The sequence below is a fragment of the Paraburkholderia unamae genome, assembly GCF_003268775.1.
GTDB lineage: Bacteria > Pseudomonadota > Gammaproteobacteria > Burkholderiales > Burkholderiaceae > Paraburkholderia > Paraburkholderia unamae.
Genome location: NZ_QLSU01000044.1, coordinates 36602 through 58209 on the forward strand (window position 1 = coordinate 36602; position 21608 = coordinate 58209).

The 21608-nt window shown below is 68.3% G+C and carries 18 protein-coding genes; 9 read left to right on the plus strand and 9 right to left on the minus strand.

Annotated elements, in window-relative coordinates:
* The first annotated feature begins 5 nt into the window (after window positions 1-5).
* The 4 genes from C7401_RS40660 to iolB are packed head-to-tail and all read left to right on the plus strand — an operon-like array spanning window position 6 to window position 5763.
* Window positions 6-2030, plus strand: coding sequence for a bifunctional 5-dehydro-2-deoxygluconokinase/5-dehydro-2-deoxyphosphogluconate aldolase (locus C7401_RS40660; protein WP_112177703.1), 2025 nt, complete (start codon window positions 6-8; stop codon window positions 2028-2030).
* Complete coding sequence (gene iolD, locus C7401_RS40665; RefSeq protein ID WP_112177704.1) at window positions 2027-4015, plus strand: 3D-(3,5/4)-trihydroxycyclohexane-1,2-dione acylhydrolase (decyclizing); 1989 nt, start codon at window positions 2027-2029, stop codon at window positions 4013-4015. The genes C7401_RS40660 and iolD overlap by 4 nt, the downstream gene beginning before the upstream one ends.
* A 33-nt stretch (window positions 4016-4048) precedes the next feature.
* Complete coding sequence (iolE, locus tag C7401_RS40670) at window positions 4049-4963, plus strand: myo-inosose-2 dehydratase (protein WP_112177705.1); 915 nt, start codon at window positions 4049-4051, stop codon at window positions 4961-4963.
* On the plus strand, window positions 4960-5763 hold the full coding sequence (gene iolB, locus C7401_RS40675; protein WP_112177706.1) for a 5-deoxy-glucuronate isomerase: 804 nt from the start codon (window positions 4960-4962) through the stop codon (window positions 5761-5763). The genes iolE and iolB overlap by 4 nt, the downstream gene beginning before the upstream one ends.
* Before the next feature lie 86 nt (window positions 5764-5849).
* Here the strand turns inward: iolB and C7401_RS40680 are convergent, their stop codons facing one another.
* Complete coding sequence (locus C7401_RS40680) at window positions 5850-7532, minus strand: methyl-accepting chemotaxis protein (RefSeq protein ID WP_112177707.1); 1683 nt, start codon at window positions 7530-7532, stop codon at window positions 5850-5852.
* Window positions 7533-7951: 419 nt separating this feature from the next.
* On the opposite strand from C7401_RS40680, the gene C7401_RS40685 reads away from it, so the two are divergent.
* From C7401_RS40685 to C7401_RS40695, 3 genes are all read left to right on the plus strand, one after another.
* Entirely contained in the window at window positions 7952-9220 is a 1269-nt protein-coding gene (locus C7401_RS40685) for an MFS transporter (protein ID WP_112177708.1), read from the plus strand.
* A gap of 148 nt (window positions 9221-9368) precedes the next feature.
* Window positions 9369-9854 (plus strand): adenosine-specific kinase, encoded by a 486-nt coding sequence (locus C7401_RS40690; protein WP_112177709.1) that lies wholly within the window; start codon window positions 9369-9371, stop codon window positions 9852-9854.
* A 6-nt stretch (window positions 9855-9860) separates the two neighbouring features.
* Window positions 9861-10781, plus strand: a complete 921-nt coding sequence (locus tag C7401_RS40695; protein WP_112177710.1) for an ATP adenylyltransferase family protein — start codon at window positions 9861-9863, stop codon at window positions 10779-10781.
* Between the two features lie 33 nt (window positions 10782-10814).
* Here C7401_RS40695 and C7401_RS40700 read toward each other — a convergent pair whose 3' ends face one another.
* From C7401_RS40700 to C7401_RS40725, 6 genes are all read right to left on the minus strand, one after another.
* Complete coding sequence (locus C7401_RS40700; protein WP_112177711.1) at window positions 10815-11516, minus strand: ABC transporter ATP-binding protein; 702 nt, start codon at window positions 11514-11516, stop codon at window positions 10815-10817.
* A complete protein-coding gene (locus tag C7401_RS40705; protein WP_112177736.1) occupies window positions 11513-12262 on the minus strand; it encodes an ABC transporter ATP-binding protein in 750 nt (249 codons plus the stop codon). Before C7401_RS40705 ends, C7401_RS40700 begins: the two co-directional genes overlap by 4 nt.
* 8 nt (window positions 12263-12270) lie before the next feature.
* Window positions 12271-13578: a branched-chain amino acid ABC transporter permease gene (locus C7401_RS40710; protein ID WP_112177712.1), complete on the minus strand. Its 1308-nt coding sequence runs from the start codon at window positions 13576-13578 to the stop codon at window positions 12271-12273.
* Between the two features lie 13 nt (window positions 13579-13591).
* The gene (locus tag C7401_RS40715) at window positions 13592-14530 is read right to left on the minus strand and encodes a branched-chain amino acid ABC transporter permease (protein ID WP_112177713.1); all 939 of its coding nucleotides are present in this window, start codon (window positions 14528-14530) and stop codon (window positions 13592-13594) included.
* Between the two features lie 63 nt (window positions 14531-14593).
* On the minus strand, window positions 14594-15061 hold the full coding sequence (locus C7401_RS40720; RefSeq protein ID WP_112177714.1) for an acyl-CoA thioesterase: 468 nt from the start codon (window positions 15059-15061) through the stop codon (window positions 14594-14596).
* A 52-nt stretch (window positions 15062-15113) separates the two neighbouring features.
* Window positions 15114-15644, minus strand: a complete 531-nt coding sequence (locus C7401_RS40725) for an NUDIX domain-containing protein (protein WP_112177715.1) — start codon at window positions 15642-15644, stop codon at window positions 15114-15116.
* Window positions 15645-15920: 276 nt separating this feature from the next.
* On the opposite strand from C7401_RS40725, the gene C7401_RS40730 reads away from it, so the two are divergent.
* Window positions 15921-16382, plus strand: a complete 462-nt coding sequence (locus C7401_RS40730; RefSeq protein ID WP_258397425.1) for an outer membrane beta-barrel protein — start codon at window positions 15921-15923, stop codon at window positions 16380-16382.
* A gap of 77 nt (window positions 16383-16459) precedes the next feature.
* On the opposite strand, the gene C7401_RS40735 is transcribed toward C7401_RS40730, so the two are convergent.
* The gene (locus tag C7401_RS40735; RefSeq protein ID WP_258397426.1) at window positions 16460-17674 is read right to left on the minus strand and encodes a YbfB/YjiJ family MFS transporter; all 1215 of its coding nucleotides are present in this window, start codon (window positions 17672-17674) and stop codon (window positions 16460-16462) included.
* A gap of 97 nt (window positions 17675-17771) precedes the next feature.
* On the opposite strand from C7401_RS40735, the gene C7401_RS40740 reads away from it, so the two are divergent.
* Window positions 17772-18731 (plus strand): LysR substrate-binding domain-containing protein, encoded by a 960-nt coding sequence (locus tag C7401_RS40740; protein ID WP_112177717.1) that lies wholly within the window; start codon window positions 17772-17774, stop codon window positions 18729-18731.
* Between the two features lie 112 nt (window positions 18732-18843).
* Here C7401_RS40740 and alaS read toward each other — a convergent pair whose 3' ends face one another.
* A complete protein-coding gene (alaS, locus tag C7401_RS40745; protein ID WP_112177718.1) occupies window positions 18844-21468 on the minus strand; it encodes an alanine--tRNA ligase in 2625 nt (874 codons plus the stop codon).
* Window positions 21469-21608: the final 140 nt, after the last annotated feature.

Below are 21608 nucleotides of genomic sequence, written 5' to 3' on the forward strand. Positions count from 1 at the left end.
TACACATGGCTCTTACCGGATCAACCGCAAGCCGTTCAACGCCAGGCCGCTTTGCGGCCGGGCGCAGCCGCGACATCGTCTGTCTCGGCCGCCTTGGCGTCGATCTCTATGCGCAGCAGGTGGGTGCGCGGCTCGAAGACGTCTCCACCTTCGCCAAGTATCTGGGCGGCTCGTCGGCGAACATCGCCTTCGGCTGTGCGCGGCTCGGCCTGAAGTCGGCCATGCTCACGCGCGTGGGCGACGACCATATGGGACGCTTTCTCGTCGAAACGCTCGCAAAGGAAGGCTGCGACACGAGCCACGTGCGCGTGGATCACGACCGCCTCACGGCGCTCGTGCTGCTGGGGCTCAAAGACCGCGACACGTTCCCGCTCATTTTCTACCGCGAGAACTGCGCCGACATGGCCGTCGATGCGCGCGACTTCGACGAAGCGTTCATCGCCTCCTCCAAGGCGTTGCTCATCACCGGCACGCACTTCTCGACCGAGCAGGTGAACCGCACGAGCCTCACCGCGCTCGATTACGCGCGCCGCAACAACGTGCGCACCGTGCTCGACATCGATTACCGGCCGGTGCTTTGGGGCCTCACGGGCAAAGCCGACGGCGAGACGCGCTTCGTGGCGAGCGAAGGCGTGAGCGCACATTTGCAGCGCATTCTGCCGCTGTTCGATCTCGTGATCGGCACCGAGGAGGAGTTCCGCATTGCCGGCGGCAAGGAAGCGCTCGTCGACGCGCTCAAGCGCGTGCGCGAAGTCACGGGCGCGACGCTGCTCGTCAAGCGCGGGCCGCTCGGCTGCCAGATCGTGGAAGGCGCGGTGCCCGCCTCGATGGATGACCTGCCGATGCAGCGCGGCGTGGAAGTCGACGTGCTCAACGTGCTCGGTGCGGGCGATGCGTTCGCTTCGGGCTTCCTCTCGGGCTGGCTGCGCGATGCCACGCTCGAAGACTGCGCGCGCTCGGCCAACGCATGCGGTGCACTCGTCGTTTCGCGGCACGGCTGCGCGCCCGCCATGCCCACGCCCGCGGAACTCGACTACTTCCTGCGCGAAGCCGCCGCCGACCCGGTGCGCATGCGCCGCCCCGACCGCGATGCGACGCTCGCGCGTCTGCATCGCGTGACGCCTGCGCGCACGCCGCGCGACGAGGTGCTCGGCTTCGCGTTCGACCATCGCAACCAGTTCTTCGATCTCGTGCAGCAAACCGGCGCAAGCGAAGCGCGCATTGCGTATCTGAAGAACCTGTTCGTCGAAGCGGTCGTGCAAACCGAACGTACGCTCGGCCTGCAAGGACGCATCGGTGTCCTGATCGACGACCGCTACGGCCAGGATGCGCTGAACGCCGCCACCGGGCGTGGCTGGTGGATCGGCCGCCCGGTCGAGTTGCCGGGGTCCGTGCCGCTCGTGTTCGACCACGGCCGCTCGATCGGCACGACGCTCGCTTCGTGGCCCATCGAGCACACGGTGAAGTGCCTCGTGCAGTTCCACCCCGACGAGCCCATCGAACAGCGGCTCGAACAGGAAGCGCAGTTGCGCGCGCTCTACGACGCCACCCAGGCAAGCGGCCACGAACTGCTGCTCGAAGTGATTCCGCCCAGGCTCAACGGCAAGCCCAATGCACCCGACACCGTCTATCGCGCGCTCAAGCGGCTCTACAACATCGGCATCTATCCCGAGTGGTGGAAGCTCGAACCGACGGGCGCCGCGCAATGGCGCGAGATCGATGCGCTGATCGCCGAGCGCGACCCGTATTGCCGCGGCGTCGTGCTGCTCGGGCTCTCCGCTCCCATCGACCAGCTCGTGGAAGGTTTCCGTGCGGCGGCCGCTTCGAACACCTGCCGCGGCTTCACCGTGGGCCGCTCGATCTTCTACGAGCCGAGCGTGGCCTGGCTCGCCGGCGAGATCGGTGACGACGAAGTGATCGCCCGCGCGCGCCGCGCCTTCGAAACGCTGATCCGCGCATGGCGCGCCGCGCGCGCCGACGCCGACGGCACACGCGGCAAGCACGACAAGCACGAGGAGAAAGCGGCATGAACCAACGCATCGCTCCCATCGCCAACGCCTCGCAGGAAAGCCCGCAGAACGCGGCGCCCGGCGCGCACGCGAGCACCGTGCGGCTCACGGCGGCGCAGGCGCTCGTGCGCTATCTCGCCGCGCAGCGCGTGGCAAGCGAAGACGGCTCGGGACGCACCGAGCCGCTTTTCGGCGGCGTGTTCGCGATCTTCGGCCACGGCAACGTGGCCGGCATCGGCGAAGCGCTCTATCAACACCGACACGAATTGCCCACGCTGCGCGCGCACAACGAGCAGGCCATGGCGCACAGCGCGATTGCTTACGCGAAGGCGCACTTTCGCCGCCGCATGATGGCGGTGACGACGTCGATCGGCCCCGGCGCCACGAATCTGGTGACGGCGGCCGCGCTCGCGCACGTGAACCGGCTGCCCGTGCTGCTCTTGCCCGGCGACATCTTCGTTTCGCGCGAGCCCGATCCGGTCCTGCAACAGATCGAGGACCTGCACGACGGCAGCATCTCCGCGAACGACGCGCTGCGCCCCGTATCGCGCTACTTCGATCGCATCGTGCATCCCGCGCAACTGCTCACGGCGCTGCCGCGCGCGCTGCGCGTGCTCACCGACGCCGCGCTCTGCGGCCCGGTCACGCTCGCGCTGCCGCAAGACGTGCAGGCCATGGCGTGGGACTACCCGGCGAGCTTCTTCACGCCGCGCCTCGTGACCTTCCACGCGCCCGCGCCCATTCAGGCCGAAATCGACGCGGCGCTCACGCAACTGCATCGCGCGAAGCGACCGCTCATCGTGGCGGGCGGCGGCGTGCTCTATTCGCGCGCCTCGCAGGCCTTGCAGACGCTCGCCGCGGCGCGCGGCATTCCCGTGGCCGAAACGCAGGCCGGCAAGGGCTCGCTCGCCTGGGACGATCCGCTCAACGCGGGTGCGCTCGGCGTAACGGGCTCGCCCGCGGCCAACGCGCTCGCGCGCGACGCCGATTGCGTGCTCGCCATCGGCACGCGCTTGCAGGACTTCACGACCGGCTCGAACTCGCTCTTTGCCAACGCGCACGTGATTGGCGTGAACGCCAACGGCTTCGACGCGCTCAAGCACAACGGCCTCGCCGTGCAGGCCGACGCGCGCCAGGCGCTCGCCGCGCTCAACGACGAGTTGATCAACTGGCGCGCCGACGCCAACTGGACCGCGCACGCCCAGCGCCTCGCAAGCGACTGGCGCGCCGACATCGAACGCCTCACCCACTCGCCGCAAGAGCGCTCCAGCCTGCCCTACGACGCCGACGTGATCGGCGCCGTGCAGCGCTCGTCGAGTCGTTCGTACACCGAAGATATCGTCGTGTGCGCGGCCGGCACCCTGCCCGCCGAGTTGCACAAGCTCTGGCGCGCGGGCCAGCCGGGCGCGTATCACGTGGAATACGGCTACTCGTGCATGGGTTACGAGATCGCGGGGGGCCTCGGCGCGAAGCTTGCGCGGCCCGATCGCGAAGTCATCGTCATGGTGGGCGACGGCAGCTATCTGATGATGAACAGCGAGATCGCCACCTCCGTCATGCTGGGCGCGAAGCTCATCATCGTGGTGCTCGACAATCGCGGCTATGGCTGCATCAACCGCTTGCAGCAGGCCTGCGGCGGCGCGCCGTTCAACAACCTGTTCGACGACTGCGCGCAAGGGCCGCTCGGTGCGCCGCGCATCGACTTCGCCTCGCATGCGCGCTCGCTCGGCGCGCAGGCCGAGCACGTGGCGAACGTCGCCGAACTCGAAGCGGCGCTGCAACGCGCGCGCGCTTCGTCGCGCACGTACGTGGTCTGCATCGACACCGACCCCGCGCGCACGACCGAAGAAGGCGGCTGGTGGTGGGAAGTCGCGGTGCCCGAGGTGTCAACACGCGCGAGCGTGCGCGAGGCGCGCGAGCGCTATGAGGCACACGTCGCCGAACGCGGCGGACGCTCGCAGGCGAGCGACGCCGCCGCCGGCAGCGACGAACCCGATAACGCATGACGCGTCTGACGACAGAGACATCGAGGAGCGCACATGAGCGCATTTGAAGTACGCATCGGCATCAACCCGCTGTCGTGGATGAACGACGACCTGCCCTCGCTAGGCGGCGAGACGCCGCTCTCCCAGGCGCTGACCGAGGGCCGCGAGATCGGTTACGAAGGCTTCGAGTTGGGCAACAAGTTTCCGCGCGAGCCGCAGGCGCTCAAGGCGCTGCTCGCCCAGTACGATCTTTCGCTCGTTTCCGGCTGGTACTCGGGCATGCTCGCGCAACGCAGCGTCGAGGAAGAGATCGCGGCCGTCGAGAAGCACCTCGACCTGCTCGCGCAAAACGGCGCGACGGTGATGGTGTACGGCGAAGTCGCCGATTCGATCCAGGGCGCGCCGCGCCCGCTCTATCAGCGTCCGCGCTTTTTCAGCGACAAGCAGTGGGACGACTACGCCGCGCGCGTGGATGCGTTCGCGCGTCACACGCTTTCGCGCGGCGTGCGCCTCGCGTATCACCATCACATGGGCGCCTATGTCGAAACGCCCGCCGACGTCGACAAGCTCATGGCCCGCACGAGCGACGCCGTGGGCCTGCTGTTCGACGCGGGCCACATGACGTTTGCGGGCGGCGATCCCGTGGCGGAACTCGACAAGCACATCGCGCGCGTGTGCCATGTGCATTGCAAGGACGTGCGCCCCGCCGTCATGAAGCTGGCGCGCAACCGCAACTGGAGCTTTCTCGACGCCGTGCTGGCCGGCGCGTTCACCGTGCCCGGCGACGGCGCCGTCGACTTCCCCGCGATCATCGCGCGTCTGAAGCACCACGGCTATCGTGGCTGGCTCGTTGTCGAAGCCGAGCAGGACCCCGTGATCGCCCCGTCGTACGAGTACGCGCAAAAGGGCTACCGCACGCTGCGCGCGCTCGTCGATGCTACGGACACCCAATCGAAGGAGGCAGCATGACTCTGCTGGTCAAGGCCGCGCGCGAAGGCCAGACGATCGCGCGCGTCACGCCCGACACCGCGGGCTGGCGCTATGTCGGCTTCGCCGCTTACCGGCTTGCAACGGATGAAGTCGTGTACGTGTCCGAACCCGATCGCGAAAGCTGCATCGTCGTGCTCTCGGGCGCGGTGAACATCGAGGCCGGCGGCCAGCGCTGGTCGAGCCTCGGCTCGCGCGACAGCGTGTTCGAAGACGCCGCCCCGTACGCGCTCTACGTGCCGCCAGGCGTGAAGGCCACCGTGCGCGCGACGCGCGATGCCGAAGTGGGCGTGGCGAGCGCGCCCGCCAAAGGCGCGCTGCCCATCCGGCTCATCGAGCCCGCGCAGATGAAGCGTTCCGCGCGCGGCAAGAATGCGAATACGCGCTACGTGTGCGATATCCTGCCCCAAACCGAAGCCGCCGAATCGCTGCTCGTGGTGGAGGTGCGCACGCCTTCGGGGCACTCTTCGAGCTACCCGCCGCACAAGCACGACGCCGATCGCCTGCCGCAGGAGAGCGCGCTGGAGGAAACCTACTATCACCGGCTCAATCCGCAGCAGGGTTTCGCATTCCAGCGCGTGTACACCGACGCGCGCGATCTGGACGAAACGATGGCCGTGGAGGATCACGACGTGGTGATGGTGCCGCGCGGCTATCACCCCGTGGTCGTGCCTTATGGCTACGACTCGTACTATTTGAATGTGATGGCGGGCCCCACGCGCGAATGGCACTTCCACAACGATCCCGCGCACGAATGGATCATCGAGCGCGACGCGAAGTGAAATGAAGTGAAGCGCCAATAAAAAAACGCCGCGTCTTGTACGACGCGGCGTTTTTCGTTGTAACCACAACGAATCACAAAGAAGCATCAAGCCAGCTGGAATTTCCCCACGAGCCGCTTGAGCACCTTCGCCTGATCGTCGAGCGACTGCGCGGCGGCGGTCGCCTCTTCCACGAGCGCGGCATTCTGCTGCGTGCCCGAGTCCATCTGCGTGACCGCGCGGCCGATCTCTTCGATGCCCGAGCGCTGCTCGCGCGAAGCCGCCGAAATTTCGCCGATGATGTCGTTCACGCGCTTCACGGCCTTCACGACCTCGTCCATGGTCGCGCCGGCGTCCTGTGCCAGCGTCGAGCCGTTGGCCACGCGCTCGACCGACGCGTCGATGAGCGACTTGATCTCCTTGGCCGCTCCCGCGCTGCGCTGCGCGAGGCTGCGCACTTCGCCCGCCACCACGGCGAAACCGCGGCCCTCCTCGCCCGCGCGCGCCGCTTCGACAGCGGCATTGAGCGCGAGGATATTGGTCTGGAACGCAATGCCCTCGATCACGCCGATGATGTCGGCGATGCTCTTCGCGCTGTCGTTGATCTCCTGCATCGTCTTGACCACGCGCCCCACCACCGAACCACCCTTCTCCGCGATCGCCGAGGCGTTGCCCGCGAGCGTGCTGGCCTGTTCGGCGTTCTCGGCGTTCAGGCGCACCGTGGACGTGAGCTGCTCCATGCTGCTCGCCGTGCGCTCCAGCGCCATCGCCTGCTCCTCGGTGCGGCGCGAAAGGTCGAGATTGCCGGTCGAGATTTCACCCGAAGCGGAAGCGATCGCCTCGGCGCTCGCGGCGATCTCGGCCACCGTCGTCGAGAGGCCGTTCTGCATGTCGCGCAGCGCGCCGAGCATGCTCTGCGCGTCGCGCGCATGCACCGTCACGGGCTGCGCGAGGTCGCCCGCCGCGATGCGCGCCGCGATGGCCTTGGCGTGGGCGGGTTCGCCGCCCAGTTGCCGCGCAATGCGGCGCACGACCCACTCACTCACGAAGAACGCGAGCACGAACATGGCCACGGTCGCAACCGCCATCATCACAAACGAGGACTTGAAGATGAACTCGGCCTTGCCGATCGTCGCCTTGGCGGCCGCGCCGCGTTGCGCGACGAGGTCGTCGACGAGCGTTTCCAGCTTGCCGGTCTCCACGAGCAGCGACACGTCCTGGGTGCCGACCTGCCAGCTCATCTGCGAAAGGTCGAGCGGCTGCTGCTTCACGAGCGTCACGAAGTCGCGCAGATGCCCGCTCCACGCCGTGGTCGCATCGGCGAGCTTCTTTTGCAGCGTGAGCGCGTCGCCGCCCTGCTGCTGGGCGTATTGCTGGAGCTGGTCCATCTCGCGCACGAGCGAGCCGAGATCCTTGTCGATATCCTGGCCGAGTTCGTCGCGCTCGCGCGCCGTGGTTGCGGTGAGCAGCATCTTCTGCGCGCGGCTCGCGCGCAGGACGTGGCCGCGCGCTTCTTCCGCGGCGCGGCTCGCCACGTAGCCCTGCTCGTAGATCGATTGGGTCGAGCCGTTGAGTCGGCTGATTTGCGCAAGCGAGATTGCGCCGATCGCAAGCGTGCCGATCAGCACGAGCGCAAAGGCGAGGCGCAGCGTCGCCTTGACCGAGAGCCGCGAATGGCCGGTGGCCGCCCCCTCGCGACCCGGCTTGCGCTGCCGCGCCGGCGTCGTGCCGCCCGCCGGTTCCTGCGGCACGAAGCCCGCGTGCCTGCCGCCTTGCGATACTGCTTTCATCTTTTTCGGTCTCCTGCTCGTTGTTCGGCGGCACGCCATCGTTCGTGATTTGCGTTCCGCCTCAACTCCGGTCTACGGCATGCCGTCGCGCAATCTTTAATGTGTCGCGCATAGCAGCATCCCGTATTCCGGCCCCGTAATTGCCCGCCTCGTGGGCGGACACCTCGGCGGGTTATACATGGCCAAAATGCAACGCCAATAATCCCCGAGCGATTTCGAGTATTCGCTCCAGCCCCTTGCGACAACGCGCCGCAGCGGATCAGCCTGGCGGCGTGTCCGGTTCGCGACAAATCTTGTCCGTACGACTCAAGCAAGACACATTACACTGCGCTCATAACTCTTATACATGTCCTTTCATGCCGTCGCCGCTGCCTGCCCGCAGTGGTGCCCGCTGAATACTCTCTGCTGCTACCGGAAATATGGAAACCAGTCTCGACAAGCGCGCCTTGCCTGGCGCCGCTGCGGCCGCGCCCGCAGGTTCGTCCCCGGCCACCGCCCCATCGGGCGCGGTACAACGCACTGTCTACTCGGTGCTCGGTGCGATCAGCTTCTCGCACCTGCTCAACGACATGATCCAGTCGCTGATCCTCGCCATCTACCCGATGCTCAAGGACAACTTCTCGCTGTCGTTCACGCAGATCGGCCTCATCACGCTCACCTACCAGATCACGGCTTCGATGCTCCAGCCGCTCGTGGGCGTGTACACCGACAAGCGGCCCCTGCCCTATTCGCTGCCCGTCGGCATGGGCTTCACGCTGTGCGGCCTGCTGCTGATGTCGGTCGCGCCGAGCTTCGGCGTGCTGCTCGTGGCGGCCGCGCTGGTGGGCTGCGGCTCCTCGGTGTTCCATCCGGAGTCCTCGCGCGTGGCGCGCATGGCCTCGGGCGGCCGTCACGGTCTTGCGCAGTCGCTCTTCCAGGTGGGCGGCAACGCGGGTTCGTCTCTCGGGCCGCTGCTCGCCGCCCTGATCGTCATTCCGCACGGCCAGCGCAGCATCGCCTGGTTCTCGGCGGCGGCGCTCGTCGGCATGATCGTGCTCACGCAGATCGGCCGCTGGTACAAGGCCCATCCCGCGATGAAGAAAAAGCGCGTGGAGACGCCCCACGTCTCGCTCTCGCGTGGACGCGTGGCGATGGCCATCGGCATTCTCGTGCTGCTCGTGTTCTCGAAGTACTTCTACCTCGCGAGCATCAACAGCTACTTCACGTTCTATCTGATCGACCGCTTCCACCTGCCCGTGCAGGCCGCGCAGATCCACCTGTTCGTGTTCCTCGCGGCGGTGGCGGCGGGCACGATCGTCGGCGGCCCGGTGGGCGACCGCATCGGCCGCAAGTACGTGATCTGGGGCTCGATTCTCGGCGTGGCGCCCTTCACGCTGCTGTTGCCCTACGCCAACCTGTTCTGGACCGGCGTGCTCACGGTCATCATCGGCGTGGTGCTGGCCTCGGCGTTCTCGGCCATCCTGGTCTACGCGCAGGAGCTGATTCCGGGCAAGGTCGGCATGGTCGCGGGCCTCTTCTTCGGCTTCGCGTTTGGACTCGGCGGCATTGGCGCGGCGGTGCTCGGCCAGTTGGCGGACGCCACCAGCATCACCTTCGTCTACAAGGTCTGCTCGTTCCTGCCGCTCATCGGCATCCTCACCGTGTTCCTGCCCGACGTGGAAGGCAAGCGCGCGAAGAAAGCGGCCTGAGCCGCGCGCCGCGCCTGGGTTCGATCGCATGACGGCCGGACGCCCCCTGGGGCGCCGGCCGTTTGACTTTGTGCGCGCACCCAGGCTTTGCCTCGCCGCGACTTCGTACTACGCTTGAGGATCGAGACGCGCTCGCACGAGGTCCGCCATGCAACTGTCCACGGTAGCCATCGAAAAGCCCGAAGCCACCAATTTCATTCTCGGCCAGACGCACTTCATCAAGTCCGTCGAGGACCTGCATGAGGCCCTGTTCGGCGCGGTGCCGGGCATCCAGTTCGGTCTTGCCTTTTGCGAGGCGTCGGGCAAGCGGCTCGTGCGTCGCTCGGGCACCCAGGACGCGCTCATCGAGATGGCGACGCAGAACGCGTTGCGCATCGCCGCGGGGCACAGCTTCATCATCTTTCTCGGCGACGGTTTTTTTCCGATCAACGTGCTCAACACGATCAAGGCCGTGCCCGAGGTCTGCCGTATCTTCTGCGCCACCGCGAATCCCACCGAGGTGCTGATCGCTGAAACGGATCAGGGGCGCGGCATCGTCGGCGTGGTGGACGGCATGCCGCCGCTCGGCGTGGAGGCCGAGGACGACGTGCGCTGGCGCAAGGACCTGCTGCGCGCGATCGGCTACAAGGCCTGAGCGCCGATGGCGGCCTCGCTGCGCACGGCGATCGAGCGACAAACGGCGCACGCGCTCGCGTGTGGCGCGCTCCATCCGATCGAGACGGCGCATACCGTCATCGACGACGGCGGCGTGCGTTTCGCCGTGCGCGTGGCCGAGAATCTCGCGCGCAAGGAAGCCGCGCGCCTCACGCCGGAGACGGCCAGTGCGCAACCGCCGCGCGATCCGTTCCTGCCTTACGAGCCCGATCTGTTCGTCGCCGACCTGTCGCCCACGCACGTGGCGCTGCTCAACAAGTTCAACGTGATCGAGCGGCATCTGCTGATCGTGACACGCCGTTATGAGCCGCAGGAAGCGCTGCTCGACGCCGCGGATTTCGGCGCGCTCGTGCTGGCGCTGCGCGAGATCGACGGGCTGGGGTTCTACAACGGCGGTGCGGCGGCGGGTGCGAGCCAGGCGCACAAGCATTTGCAGCTGGTGCCGTTGCCGCTGGGCGGCGACGAGCCGGCCATGACGGGCAACGATGCGCCGCGTGCGCCGATCGAAGCGCTGTTAGCCGGCGCGCAGGCCGCGCACGGCGCACGCCCTGTCGCGGTCGTGCCGGGGCTCAAGTTCCGCCATGCGTTCGCGCGGCTCGATCTCGGGCCGGGCACGCCGGGCGATGCCGCCCAGGTCGCGCTCGACTGCTATCGCGCGTTGCTGGACGCGGTTGGCGTGCCGGTCATCGATGTGGGCGGCGTGGCGCATCAGGGCGCGCCGTACAACCTGCTCGTCACGCGCCGCTGGATGCTGGTCGTGCCGCGCGTGACGGAGTGCGTCGAGGGCATCTCGGTGAACTCGCTTGGCTTCGCGGGCTCGTTCTTCGTGCGCAACGCGGCGCAGTTGCAGACGCTCGCCCAACTCGGCCCGATGACCGCGCTCGAACGCGTGAGCGTGGCGCGCTGAACGGGTTCGGCCGATTCAAGTGATTCAGGCGATTCACCCCACGCCAAGCCACTCGCGCACCACGTCATCGCGCTGAGCGAGCCCCTGTGGCGTGCCTTCGAACACGATGCGCCCATGCCCCATCACCGCCACGCGGTCGGCGAGCGTGGGCGCAAGCGCAAGACGCTGTTCGATCAGCAGCACGGCCACACCCCGCGCACGCAGCGCGGCCAGGCACTCGCCCACGCGCGCGGCCATCTGCGCGGCGAGCCCTTCGGTCGGTTCGTCGACGATCAGCAGGTCCGGGCCGCCCACGAGCGCGCGGGCGAGCGCGAGCATCTGCTGCTCGCCGCCCGAGAGCACCCCGGCGCGCGCCGCGCGGCGCTCGGCGAGCACGGGGAACAACGCGCGGGCGTCGTCCGGCGTGAAGCGGCCGGTGCGGGGCCCCAGGCCCAGGCGCAGGTTCTCGTCGACGGTGAGCGTGGGGAATACGTCGCGCTGCTCCGCGACGTAGCCGAGCCCGAGCCGCGCGACCTCGAAAGTGCGCAGCCCCGCGAGACTGCGGCCCGCGAAGCGCCGCCCGCCGTCGGCACGCACCATCGACATCAACGCCTTCGCAAAGGTCGAGCGGCCCGAGCCGTTGCGTCCCGCGAGCGCGACGATTTCGCCCGCCTCCACCCGCAGATCCACGCCGTGCAGCACCTGGCTCGCGCCGTACCATGCGCGCAGGCTCTCGACTTCGAGCAGCGCGCTCATGATGCGAATCCACCGAGGTAGGCTTCGCGCACGGCGGCGTCGGCGCGGATCGCCGTGGGCGTGCCGGTAGCGATCACGCGGCCCTGCACGAGCACGGAGACGCGATCCGCGAGGCCGAACACGGCGTCCATATCGTGCTCGATGATGAGCAGCGTCTTGCCGGCCGTGGTCGCGCGGATCAACTCGATGGCACGCGCCGCTTCGGCGCGGTTCATGCCCGCGGTCGGCTCGTCGAGCAGCAGCGTGTGCGCGCCGCCCGCGAGCGCGAGGCCGAGGTCGAGCGCGCGCTGCTCGGCGTAACCGAGCGCACCGGCTTCGCGATGCGCGGCGTCGCCGAGACCGATCGCTTCGATCACGTCGCTTGCACGCGCCTCGACGCGGCGCGAGCCCAGCCAGCGCGCCGCGAAGCCCGCCGCACCGCGCTGCGAGGCGAGCACCGCGCAGCGCAGGTTCTCGATCACGCTCAGGCGCGCGAACACGCTCGTCGTCTGGAAGCTGCGCGCGAGGCCGCGCCGGCTCAGCGCGGCCGGCGCGAGGCGCGTGGTATCGGCGCCGTTCAATTCGATGCGGCCCGCGCTCGGTCTGCGCTCGCCCGCGATCAGGCTGAACAGCGTGGACTTGCCCGCGCCGTTCGGTCCGATCAGCGCATGGCGCTCGCCCGCGCGCACGCTCAGATCGACGCCGCGCAGGATGCGCGTGTCGCCAAAGCGCTTTTCGATGCCGGTCAGTCGCAACGCGTCGGTCATTGTGTCGGTCATCGCGTTTGGCCCTCCGGCGCGGCCGGGTCGAGCGCGCGTGCGGCCACGGCGGCACGGCGCGCGGCCAGCCACGCGAAGCCCCCCAGCGCCGCGATGAGGGCCGCCAGTGCCCAGGCGGTTGCCGCTGTGGGCGCGGCGAACCACGCGCCGGGATCGTCATCGCGAAAACGCGCGGCATAGGCCCACTGCACGGCGAGCACGAGCGCTGCGGCCGCGCTGACCGCCGCAACGGTTGCGGCCAGCCACGGCGCGCGGCAACGCCGCCAGCCGTGCCGGGCGAGCCGCGCACGCTCACGCGCGGCGCAGCCCGCGAGCCCGCCGGGCGCGCCCAGCACCACGACGATGAAGAACAGGCCCACATAGAGCATCCAGCCGCGCGAGACGCTCGCCACGCCCACGCTGAACGCCACCCACACGAACGCGCCGAGCGCCGGACCGAAGAACGACGCCGCGCCGCCCGTGACGGTGGCAATGAGCACGGCCGCCGAGCGCATCATGCCCACGCTCTCGGCAGCGGCCAGTTCGACATTGATGAGCGTGAGCGTGCCCGCCACGCCCGCGAAGGCCGCGCTCCAGACGATCATGATCGCGCGCACGCGCGCGGGCGTCGCGCCGAGCGCCGCCGCGCGCACGGGGTTGTCGCGCACGGCGTTGGCGAGGCGCGCGAACGGCGTGCGCGAGAGCGCGAAGATCGCCGCGCTCGCCACCAGGCACCAGACGGCGATCACCCAGTACGCTTCGCGCGCCGGGCCGAAGGTCCAGCCCGCGATGGCGGGACCGCTCGCGCGGTCGATGGCAACGCCCGCCTCGCCGCCGAACCAGCCCGGCAAAGCCCACGCGGCGGCGGCCACGAGTTCGCCGAGGCCGAGCGTGATCATCGCGAAGGCAGTGCCCGCGCGGCGCGCGGCCACGAGCGCCGTCAACGCACCGAACGCGGCCCCGCCCACGCCGCCCGCGAGCGGCAAGAGCGGCAACGGCAACGCATAGCGGTTGAACAGGTGCGCGGCCGCGAGCGCGCCGAGGCCCGCCGGCGCGGCGTGGCCGAAGGAGAGCAAGCCGGTCTCGCCGAGCAGCAGGTTATAGGAGAGCGCGAAGACGACCATCGTCGCGGCCTGAGCGAGGCAAGCGAGCAGCCAGCCTTGCGGCGCGAGCACGGGCGACAGCCATGCACCGACGAGTGGAGGGACGATCAGGCAGGCGGCGAGCACGAGCCACGGCGCGCATGCGCGCCATGTCCTGCCCGCGCGCGGGACGGCGGCGTGCGTTGCTGAGGGTGCGCTTGCGGAACGCTTGTCGAGGCTCATGGGAGGCGCGCAGTCAGTCGTCGTCGCCGCGCTGCCCGGACAGGCCGCGCGGGCGCACCGCAAGCATCGCGACCATCAGCAGATAGGGCAGCAAGGGGGCGAGTTGCGCGAGCGTGAGCGCCTCCCAGGCGGGCGGCGCGTGCGCGCCGAAGCGCGCGGCCACGCCGCCGAACGTGAGATCGCTCGCCACCGCGAAGGTTTGCAGCAGGCCCACGGCGAGCGACGCGACGAACGCGCCGCCCAGCGACCCGAGGCCGCCCGTCACCACCACCACGAACACGATCGAGCCGACCGACTCGGCCATCGCCGGTTCGACGACGAAAAGCGGCGCGGCCACCGCGCCCGCCAGCGCGGCAAGCGCGGTGCCGAGCGCGAAGATCATCGTCTGCACGCGCGGCACGTCGTGGCCGAGCGCCTCCACCGCGCGCGCATGCGTGAGCGCCGCGCGCACGACGAGACCCGTCTTCGAGATGCGCAGCACCGCGTAAAGCAGCCCGAGCATCGCGGCGGCGACCGCCATCGTGAACGCGCGGTAACGCGAGAATGCCGCGCCGCCCACCGTGAAAAGCGGGCCGTCGAGCGGCGCGGGCAATGGCGCGGAAAGCGGCTGCAAGCCCCACACGAGCTTCACGAGTTCGCCGATCACATAGGCCGCGCCGAAGGTGAGCAGGAGCGCGTTGAGCGGCCCGGCGGGCCGCACGCGACGCAGCAGCATGCATTCGAACAGCGCGCCCGCCAGCCCCGCCGCGAGCGGCGCGAGCACGAGCGCCCAGCCGAAGCCGAGCCACAGCGCGAAGCTCACGCCGAGGTACGCGCCGAGCATGTAGAAGCTCGCATGGGCGAAGTTGAGCACGCCGAGCATGCTGAAGATCAGCGTGAGCCCGGCGGACAGCATGAAGAGCAGCAGGCCGTAGCTGATGCCGTTGAGCGCGTCGATGACAAAGGCCTGCACGCGGGCGTCCTGGGTGATGGGGGCTTGCGTCTGTAACGGGCGTGACGTACGTGCCGGCGGCGTTCAGGCGCGCGACGCGGGCGCTTCGGCGCTCTCGACCACGAGCGGCTCCAGCGCCGTGCGCAGCGCGACGGGCAATGCGCTCACGGGACGGCGCGTCGCTCGATCGACGTAGACATGCACGAAATGCCCCTGCGCGGCGGGCGCGTCCTCGCCTTCGCGAAAGAGCCCGACTTCATAACGCACGCTCGACGACCCGAGGCGCGCCACGCGCAGCCCCGCCTCCACGCGCTCGGGAAACACGAGCGGCGCGTAGTAGTTGCACTGCGTTTCGACGACGAGGCCGATGGTCGCGCCATGCTCGATATCGAGCGCGCCCGCGCGGATCAGATACTCGTTCACCACGGTATCGAAGTAGCTGTAGTAGACGACGTTGTTCACGTGGCCGTAGACATCGTTGTCCATCCAGCGCGTGCCGATCGGCAGGAAATGGCGATACCCGGAGCGGGCGACGGTTATGGGTCGGTTCATCGGCGAGATCCAGAAAAAGCGGAACGGGAAAGCGGTGCGGGGAACGCGGCCGTTACTGGCCCGGGCGCTCGACGAATTCGAACGGCAGGCCGCGCCGGCGCATCCATTCGCCGAGCGCCTGGCCCGTGCCCGCGCGCCAGGGCCGCAGCTTCGCGGGCTCGACGAGGCGGTATTCGAGCAGTTCCGGCGAGAGCGCGATCGTGCCCGACGCCTTGACGTGATACGCGATGATGAGCTCGTTCTTGCGGATGAACTCGTACACGCCGACCAGCTCGACGCTCTCCGCGCGCAGCGCGGTTTCCTCTTGCACCTCGCGCGCAATGCCCGCTTCCGGCGTTTCGCCGTTTTCGAGGAAGCCCGTGATGAGGGCGAACATCCCCTCGGGCCACGCGGCATTGCGCGCGAGCAGAATGCGGCCTTCGTACTCGACGATCGCCGCGACGACCGGCAGCGGATTGTTCCAGTGAACATAGCCGCAGATCTCGTCCGGGCAGGCAAGGCGCACGCGGCCGCCTTCGTGGGCGGGGTCGGCGCGTTCGGTCAAACGCGAGGCGCAACGCGGGCAAAACTGGTAGTCGCTCATGGAGTGTGATGCGGTTCGATGGCGCGCAAGGCAGGCCGCGCGGCCCGGCGGGCGCGCTCGCGGCTGGCGCGAAGCGTCTATTTTAGTGCGCTAACGCAACCGGCGCGCGACCTGACAATTGTTGACCTGATCGATGTGCACCGCCATGCGCCGTGCATCGTTATCGGCCGAGACGCTTTTCGCCTGATTCAATCATTGTCAGATTTCATGAAAAAAATATTAGGCTTCCTTATTATTTCGCTGTCAGCAACCGCTGGTCTCGCTCACGCCGACGTCATGATCCTTTCTCCTGCGGGCAGTTTGTTCTCGGGCCCCTATGTGGGCTTCAAGGTGGGCGCGAACGTGTCGAGTGCATCGGGTGAGGTGAACAAGCCCTCGCACACCACCGTGTTCCCGGGCCTCACCGCGGGTTACGGCTTCGATATCGGTTCCGTCATGCTCGGCGCCGAAGCGTTCGCGGACTTCCACCACGGCTCGGCCACTTACAAGGACGGCGGCATCGACGCCAAGCTCGGCTTGCCGCTCGCCGCGCCGTTCGGCCAGATCATGCCGTACGCGCGCGTGGGATTCACGGTGGACTGGCCTTCCACGCGCCCGCACTGGGGCCTCGGCGTGGAATACGCCGCGACGAAGCATCTGGGCGTGAGCGCCGAATGGACCGGCGATCACACGAACGCCCAACATTCGAGCTGGAACAACAACAGCTTCACGGTAGGCATGCACTACTACTTCCGCTGATCAGCGCCAGACTGATTCCATACGGGCGGGCCGTCTGCTTAAGGAGCGGCCCGCTTTTCGGGGCTGCCTCTATCCCGCTATCCCGCCCGTCCCTCCCGAACCCGCCACACGAGCCCCAGCGCTCCGGCCACGAGCACGCCCGCCGCAAGCCACAGCGAAGGCGAGAACGAGCCCGTCGAGGCCGCCAGCGGCGCGGCCACGAGCGGCCCCGCGATCTGCCCGATGCCGTAGGCAGCCGTTGCGTAGCCCATCAGCGCGGCCGCATGCTCGCCGCGCAGCAGGCGCGCCTCGCGCATCGCGAAAAGCGTGATCGCCGTGAACGGCAGCCCGATCAACAGACTGCCGAACGAGAAGCCCGCTGCGTTCGGCCAGACGATGCCAAGCGCGATACCCACGGCTTGCAACACATATGAGCCCGCGAGCATCAGACGATTGTCCCAATGCAGCGGCAGGCGCGCCGCGAGCAAGGCGCCCACGATCAGCGCCACGCCGAACATCGGCCAGAACAGGTCGGGCCAGGCCGACCCCGGCAACGCATGACGTGCGATCACGGGCAGGAAAGTCGCGGTGATGATGTAGCCGAAGCCGGGCACGCCGTAGAGCAAGACGAGCCAGAAGGCGTCGGCGCGGCGGCCTGCGTGGTCCTCGTGCGCGACGCTCGCCTTGGCGGGTTCGCCCGGGCGCGGCCCCTGGGCACGCATGTCCTCGCCGAAGGCCGGCCACACGATCACGGCGAGCACCGCGCTGATCAGCCCGAAGCCGATCCACCCCGCCCGCGCGCCAAGTCCGCCCGCCACGCTCACGAACAGGCCGGTGGCGATGATGCCGAAGCCAGGCCCGGTGTAGATCACGCCGCCCCACTCGTTCGCGCCCAGTTGCGCGAGCCGCCGCAGCCCCCATTGCGAGGCGAACACGAACGTCCATGCGCTCACCGCGCCCGCCACGAAGCGCACCGCCGCCCAGATCCAGAACTGCTGCGTGAGCCCCATCGCGAGCGTGAGGAGGATCGTCGCCGCGAGACCCGCGCGCACGATGCGCGCGGGCGCGAAACGCAGCGCGACACAACTGATCGCGCCGACGAAATAGCCCGCGTAATTGAACGAGGCGAGCCAGCCGCCCTGGCGCAGGTCGAGCGCGCCGCCATGCAGCATCAGCGGCAACAGTGGCGTGAAGGCGAAACGCCCGACCCCCAGCGCCACGGCCAGCGTCGCCATGCAAGCGAGCGCGGCGCGCCGTCCGGCGTGGGGACGAGCCTGGGAAACGGGGACAGCACCGGGGACGTAGTCGTTCATGATTGGCAGCAGCAATGGCACTGGCTACCATCTTAGGCGACGCTTTCGTTCACGAAAAATGAATTATCATGAACCAAAGCATCCCGAGGAGAGAAATATGGATCTCGCCGCGCTGGCGATCTTCCGGGCGGTCGTACGCGAAAACGGCGTGACGCGCGCCGCCGCCAAGCTCAACCGTGTGCAGTCGAACGTGACTACGCGCATCAAGCAACTGGAAGAGCAACTCGGCACGCCGCTCTTCACGCGCGACGGCCGCCGTCTCGTGCTCACGCCTGCGGGAGAAACGCTGCTGCCTTATGCCGAGCGCCTGCTCGCCCTCGCCGACGAAGCGCGCCACGCGCTGAAAGCCGGGCGTCCCGCCGGGCGGCTGCGGCTGGGTACGATGGAGAGCGCGGCGGCAAGCCGCCTGCCAGGCGTGCTCGCGCACTTTCACCAGGCATGGCCCGACGTCACGCTCGAACTGGAGACCGGCACGACCGGCGAACTGCTCGAGCGTCTGCGCGAATTCGAGGTGGATGCGGCATTGGTCGCCACGCCGATCGGCGGGCCGCCCGACGCCGCCACGTTCGAGCACGTGCCCGTATATCACGAAGAACTCGTGATGCTCACGCCGCGCGGCCACCGGCCGATCCGCCAGCCCTGCGATGTCGCGCTCTCCACGCTCGTGGCGTTCGAGCGCGGTTGCGCCTATCGCAGCTACGTCGAGCGCTGGTATCTGGAGCACGGCATCCGGCCCACGCGCGTGATGGAGCTGGGCTCCTATCACGCGATCGTCGCGTGCGTGGCGGCGGGCGCGGGCGTCGCGGTTGCGCCGCGCTCGGTGCTCGACGTGCAACGCAGCGTCGACGACATCGCGATTCATTCGCTCGGCGCCCACGGCCGGATCGACACGCTGCTCGTCTGGCGGCGCGGGCACTTTTCGCCCGCGCTCGGCGCATTGAAGGACGCACTGCTGGAGCACGCGCAGCGCATCGGGCATGCGGCGGCGGCGAGTGGCACGACGAGCAACACAGGCAGCACAGGCAGCGCGGCGGAGTCCAGCGGCGCGCAAGCCTGAGCGACGCCAAACAAAAAGGGCTGCCCGGGACCGGCGCAAGTGCTGAAGCACTCACGCCGGCCGACACGGACAGCCCTTCTTCATCGCGGCGGCGTTTCGGCCGCCACGCGTTTTACAGCTTCGCTTCGACCCAGCCCTTCACGCCTGCCAGCGCGCCCGCCAGGTTGGCCGGCTCGGTGCCGCCCGCCTGCGCCATGTCGGGACGGCCGCCGCCCTTGCCGCCCACCTGCTGGGCGACGAAGTTCACGAGTTCGCCGGCCTTGACCTTCTTGCTCGCCTCGGCTGTCACGCCCGCGATCAGGCTGACCTTGCCGCCTTCGACGGCCGCCAGCACGATCGCAGCGCTCTTGAGCTTGTCCTTGAGCTTGTCCACGGTCTCGCGCAGCGTCTTCGAGTCCGCGCCTTCGAGCGTCGCGGCGAGCACGTGCACGCCGTTCACCTCGATGGCCTGGCTCACGAGCTCGTCGCCCTGGCTCGAAGCGAGCTTCGACTTGAGCGCGCCCAGTTCCTTTTCCAGCGACTTGACCTGATCCTGCACCTGCGCGATGCGCTGCGTGAGTTCCGCCGGCTGCGTCTTGAGCGCCGCGGCGGCCGCGTTGAGGTTCGCGTCGAGGTCCTGCACGAAGCGCACGGCGTTGTCGCCCGTGATCGCTTCCACGCGGCGGATACCCGCGGCCACGCCGCCTTCCATCACGATCTTGAAGAGGCCGATGTCGCCGCTGCGCGTGACGTGCGTGCCGCCGCACAGTTCGCGCGAGAAGCCGAGGTCGAGCACGCGCACTTCGTCGCCGTACTTCTCGCCGAAGAGCGCCATCGCGCCGCCCTTCACCGCGTCGTCGTAGGACATCACGCGCACGATGCCGGGCGCGTTCGCGAGCACTTCCGCGTTGACGATCTGCTCGACGCGGCGGATTTCGTCGTCGGTCATCGGCGCGTTATGCGCGAAGTCGAAGCGGGTCTTGTCCGCGTCGACGAGCGAGCCCTTCTGCTGCACGTGTGCGCCGAGCACTTCGCGCAGCGCCTTGTGCATCAAGTGCGTGGCCGAGTGGTTGCGCGCGGTGCGGGCGCGGCGGATGGCGTCGATTTCCGCCTTCACGACGTCGCCCACTTTCAGCGTGCCCTGTTCGAGCGTGCCGTGGTGGCCGCTCACATCGGCTTGGACCTTGAGCGTGTCGGCAACGGCGAAGCGGATGCTTGCGTTCGAGATCACGCCCTGGTCGCCCACCTGGCCGCCCGATTCCGCGTAGAACGGCGTGTGGTCGAGCACGACCACGGCGTCCTGGCCGGTCTTCACTTCATTGACCGACGCGCCATCCACGTAAAGCGCGACGACCTTCGCGTCGTCGAACGCGATCTCTTCGTAGCCGTGGAACGTGGTCTTCGCGCCCGAGTATTCGAGGCCCTGCGCCATCTTGAACTTGCCAGCCGCGCGCGCCTGCTCGCGCTGACGCGCCATTGCTTCGTCGAACGCCGGTTCGTCGACCGTCATGTTGCGCTCACGGCACACGTCGGCCGTGAGGTCGAGCGGGAAGCCATAGGTGTCGTGCAGCTTGAACGCCAGTTCGCCGTCGAGCGTCTTGTGGCCCTTGGCTTCGAGGTCCGCCAGCTCGGCTTCGAGAATCGACATGCCGTGCTCGATGGTTTCGAAGAAGCGCTCTTCTTCCTGACGCAGCACGTCGGTCACGCGCTGCTGCGCTTCGGTGAGTTCCGGGTACGCCGCGCCCATTTCGGCGACCAGATCGGCCACCATCTTGTGGAAGAACGCGCCCTTCTTGCCGAGCTTGTAGCCGTGGCGGATCGCGCGGCGCACGATACGGCGCAGCACGTAGCCGCGGCCTTCGTTGCCGGGGATCACGCCGTCGACGATCAGGAACGAGCACGCGCGGATATGGTCGGCAATGACCTTCAGCGAGTTATTCTCGAGATCGCCAATGCCGGTTTCGCGCGCAGCGGCCTTGATCAGGTTCTGGAACAGGTCGATTTCGTAGTTGCTGTGCACGTGCTGGAGCACGGCGGCAAGACGTTCCAGACCCATGCCCGTGTCGACGCACTGCTTGGGCAGCGGCGTCATGTTGCCCTGGGCGTCGCGGTTGAACTGCATGAACACGAGATTCCAGATCTCGATGAAGCGGTCGCCGTCTTCCTCAGGCGAACCCGGGGGGCCGCCCCAGATTTCCGGGCCGTGGTCGTAGAACACTTCCGAGCACGGGCCGCAGGGGCCGGTGTCGGCCATCTGCCAGAAGTTGTCCGACGCGTAGCGCGCGCCCTTGTTGTCGCCAATGCGGATGATGCGCTCGACCGGCACGCCGATTTCCTTCGCCCAGATGTCGAAGGCTTCGTCGTCTTCCTGGTAGACGGTGACGGTGAGCTTTTCGGCCGGCAGCGCGTAGACCTTGGTCAGCAGTTCCCAGCAGTAGTGGATCGCGTCGCGCTTGAAGTAGTCGCCGAACGAGAAGTTGCCGAGCATCTCGAAGAACGTGTGGTGACGCGCCGTGTAGCCGACGTTTTCGAGGTCGTTGTGCTTGCCGCCCGCGCGCACGCTGCGCTGCGCGGTCGTGGCGCGCGTGTACGGGCGCTTGTCGGTGCCGAGGAACACGTCCTTGAACTGCACCATGCCCGAGTTGGTGAAGAGCAGTGTCGGGTCGTTGCCCGGCACGAGGCTCGACGAGCGCACGATCGTGTGGCCCTTCGATTCGAAGAACTTGAGGAATTTCTCGCGGATGTCGGCGGCTTTCATGGCGTGCGTTGGGTCCTTCCTGGGGCGTCCGGTGCTGAATCTTTGTCGTGGTCGGGGCCCCGGCCAGTGGCGAAAACCCCGATGCTGAATCGAACGATTATACGGGATCGACGCGCCCTCGCGGCGGCACGTCCGGCGCG

Bases quoted from the DNA above. Each gene is read 5' to 3' on its own strand.
- C7401_RS40700 (WP_112177711.1), bottom strand. From the start codon at position 11,516: ATGAGCGCGCTGCTCGAAGTCGAGAGCCTGCGCGCATGGTACGGCGCG.
- C7401_RS40705 (WP_112177736.1), bottom strand. From the start codon at position 12,262: ATGACCGACGCGTTGCGACTGACCGGCATCGAAAAGCGCTTTGGCGAC.
- C7401_RS40735 (WP_258397426.1), bottom strand. From the start codon at position 17,674: ATGAACGACTACGTCCCCGGTGCTGTCCCCGTTTCCCAGGCTCGTCCC.
- C7401_RS40685 (WP_112177708.1), top strand. From the start codon at position 7,952: ATGGAAACCAGTCTCGACAAGCGCGCCTTGCCTGGCGCCGCTGCGGCC.
- C7401_RS40710 (WP_112177712.1), bottom strand. From the start codon at position 13,578: ATGAGCCTCGACAAGCGTTCCGCAAGCGCACCCTCAGCAACGCACGCC.
- iolB (WP_112177706.1), top strand. From the start codon at position 4,960: ATGACTCTGCTGGTCAAGGCCGCGCGCGAAGGCCAGACGATCGCGCGC.
- C7401_RS40740 (WP_112177717.1), top strand. From the start codon at position 17,772: ATGGATCTCGCCGCGCTGGCGATCTTCCGGGCGGTCGTACGCGAAAAC.
- C7401_RS40720 (WP_112177714.1), bottom strand. From the start codon at position 15,061: ATGAACCGACCCATAACCGTCGCCCGCTCCGGGTATCGCCATTTCCTG.
- C7401_RS40660 (WP_112177703.1), top strand. From the start codon at position 6: ATGGCTCTTACCGGATCAACCGCAAGCCGTTCAACGCCAGGCCGCTTT.
- C7401_RS40690 (WP_112177709.1), top strand. From the start codon at position 9,369: ATGCAACTGTCCACGGTAGCCATCGAAAAGCCCGAAGCCACCAATTTC.
- iolE (WP_112177705.1), top strand. From the start codon at position 4,049: ATGAGCGCATTTGAAGTACGCATCGGCATCAACCCGCTGTCGTGGATG.
- iolD (WP_112177704.1), top strand. From the start codon at position 2,027: ATGAACCAACGCATCGCTCCCATCGCCAACGCCTCGCAGGAAAGCCCG.
- alaS (WP_112177718.1), bottom strand. From the start codon at position 21,468: ATGAAAGCCGCCGACATCCGCGAGAAATTCCTCAAGTTCTTCGAATCG.
- C7401_RS40680 (WP_112177707.1), bottom strand. From the start codon at position 7,532: ATGAAAGCAGTATCGCAAGGCGGCAGGCACGCGGGCTTCGTGCCGCAG.
- C7401_RS40695 (WP_112177710.1), top strand. From the start codon at position 9,861: ATGGCGGCCTCGCTGCGCACGGCGATCGAGCGACAAACGGCGCACGCG.
- C7401_RS40725 (WP_112177715.1), bottom strand. From the start codon at position 15,644: ATGAGCGACTACCAGTTTTGCCCGCGTTGCGCCTCGCGTTTGACCGAA.
- C7401_RS40730 (WP_258397425.1), top strand. From the start codon at position 15,921: ATGATCCTTTCTCCTGCGGGCAGTTTGTTCTCGGGCCCCTATGTGGGC.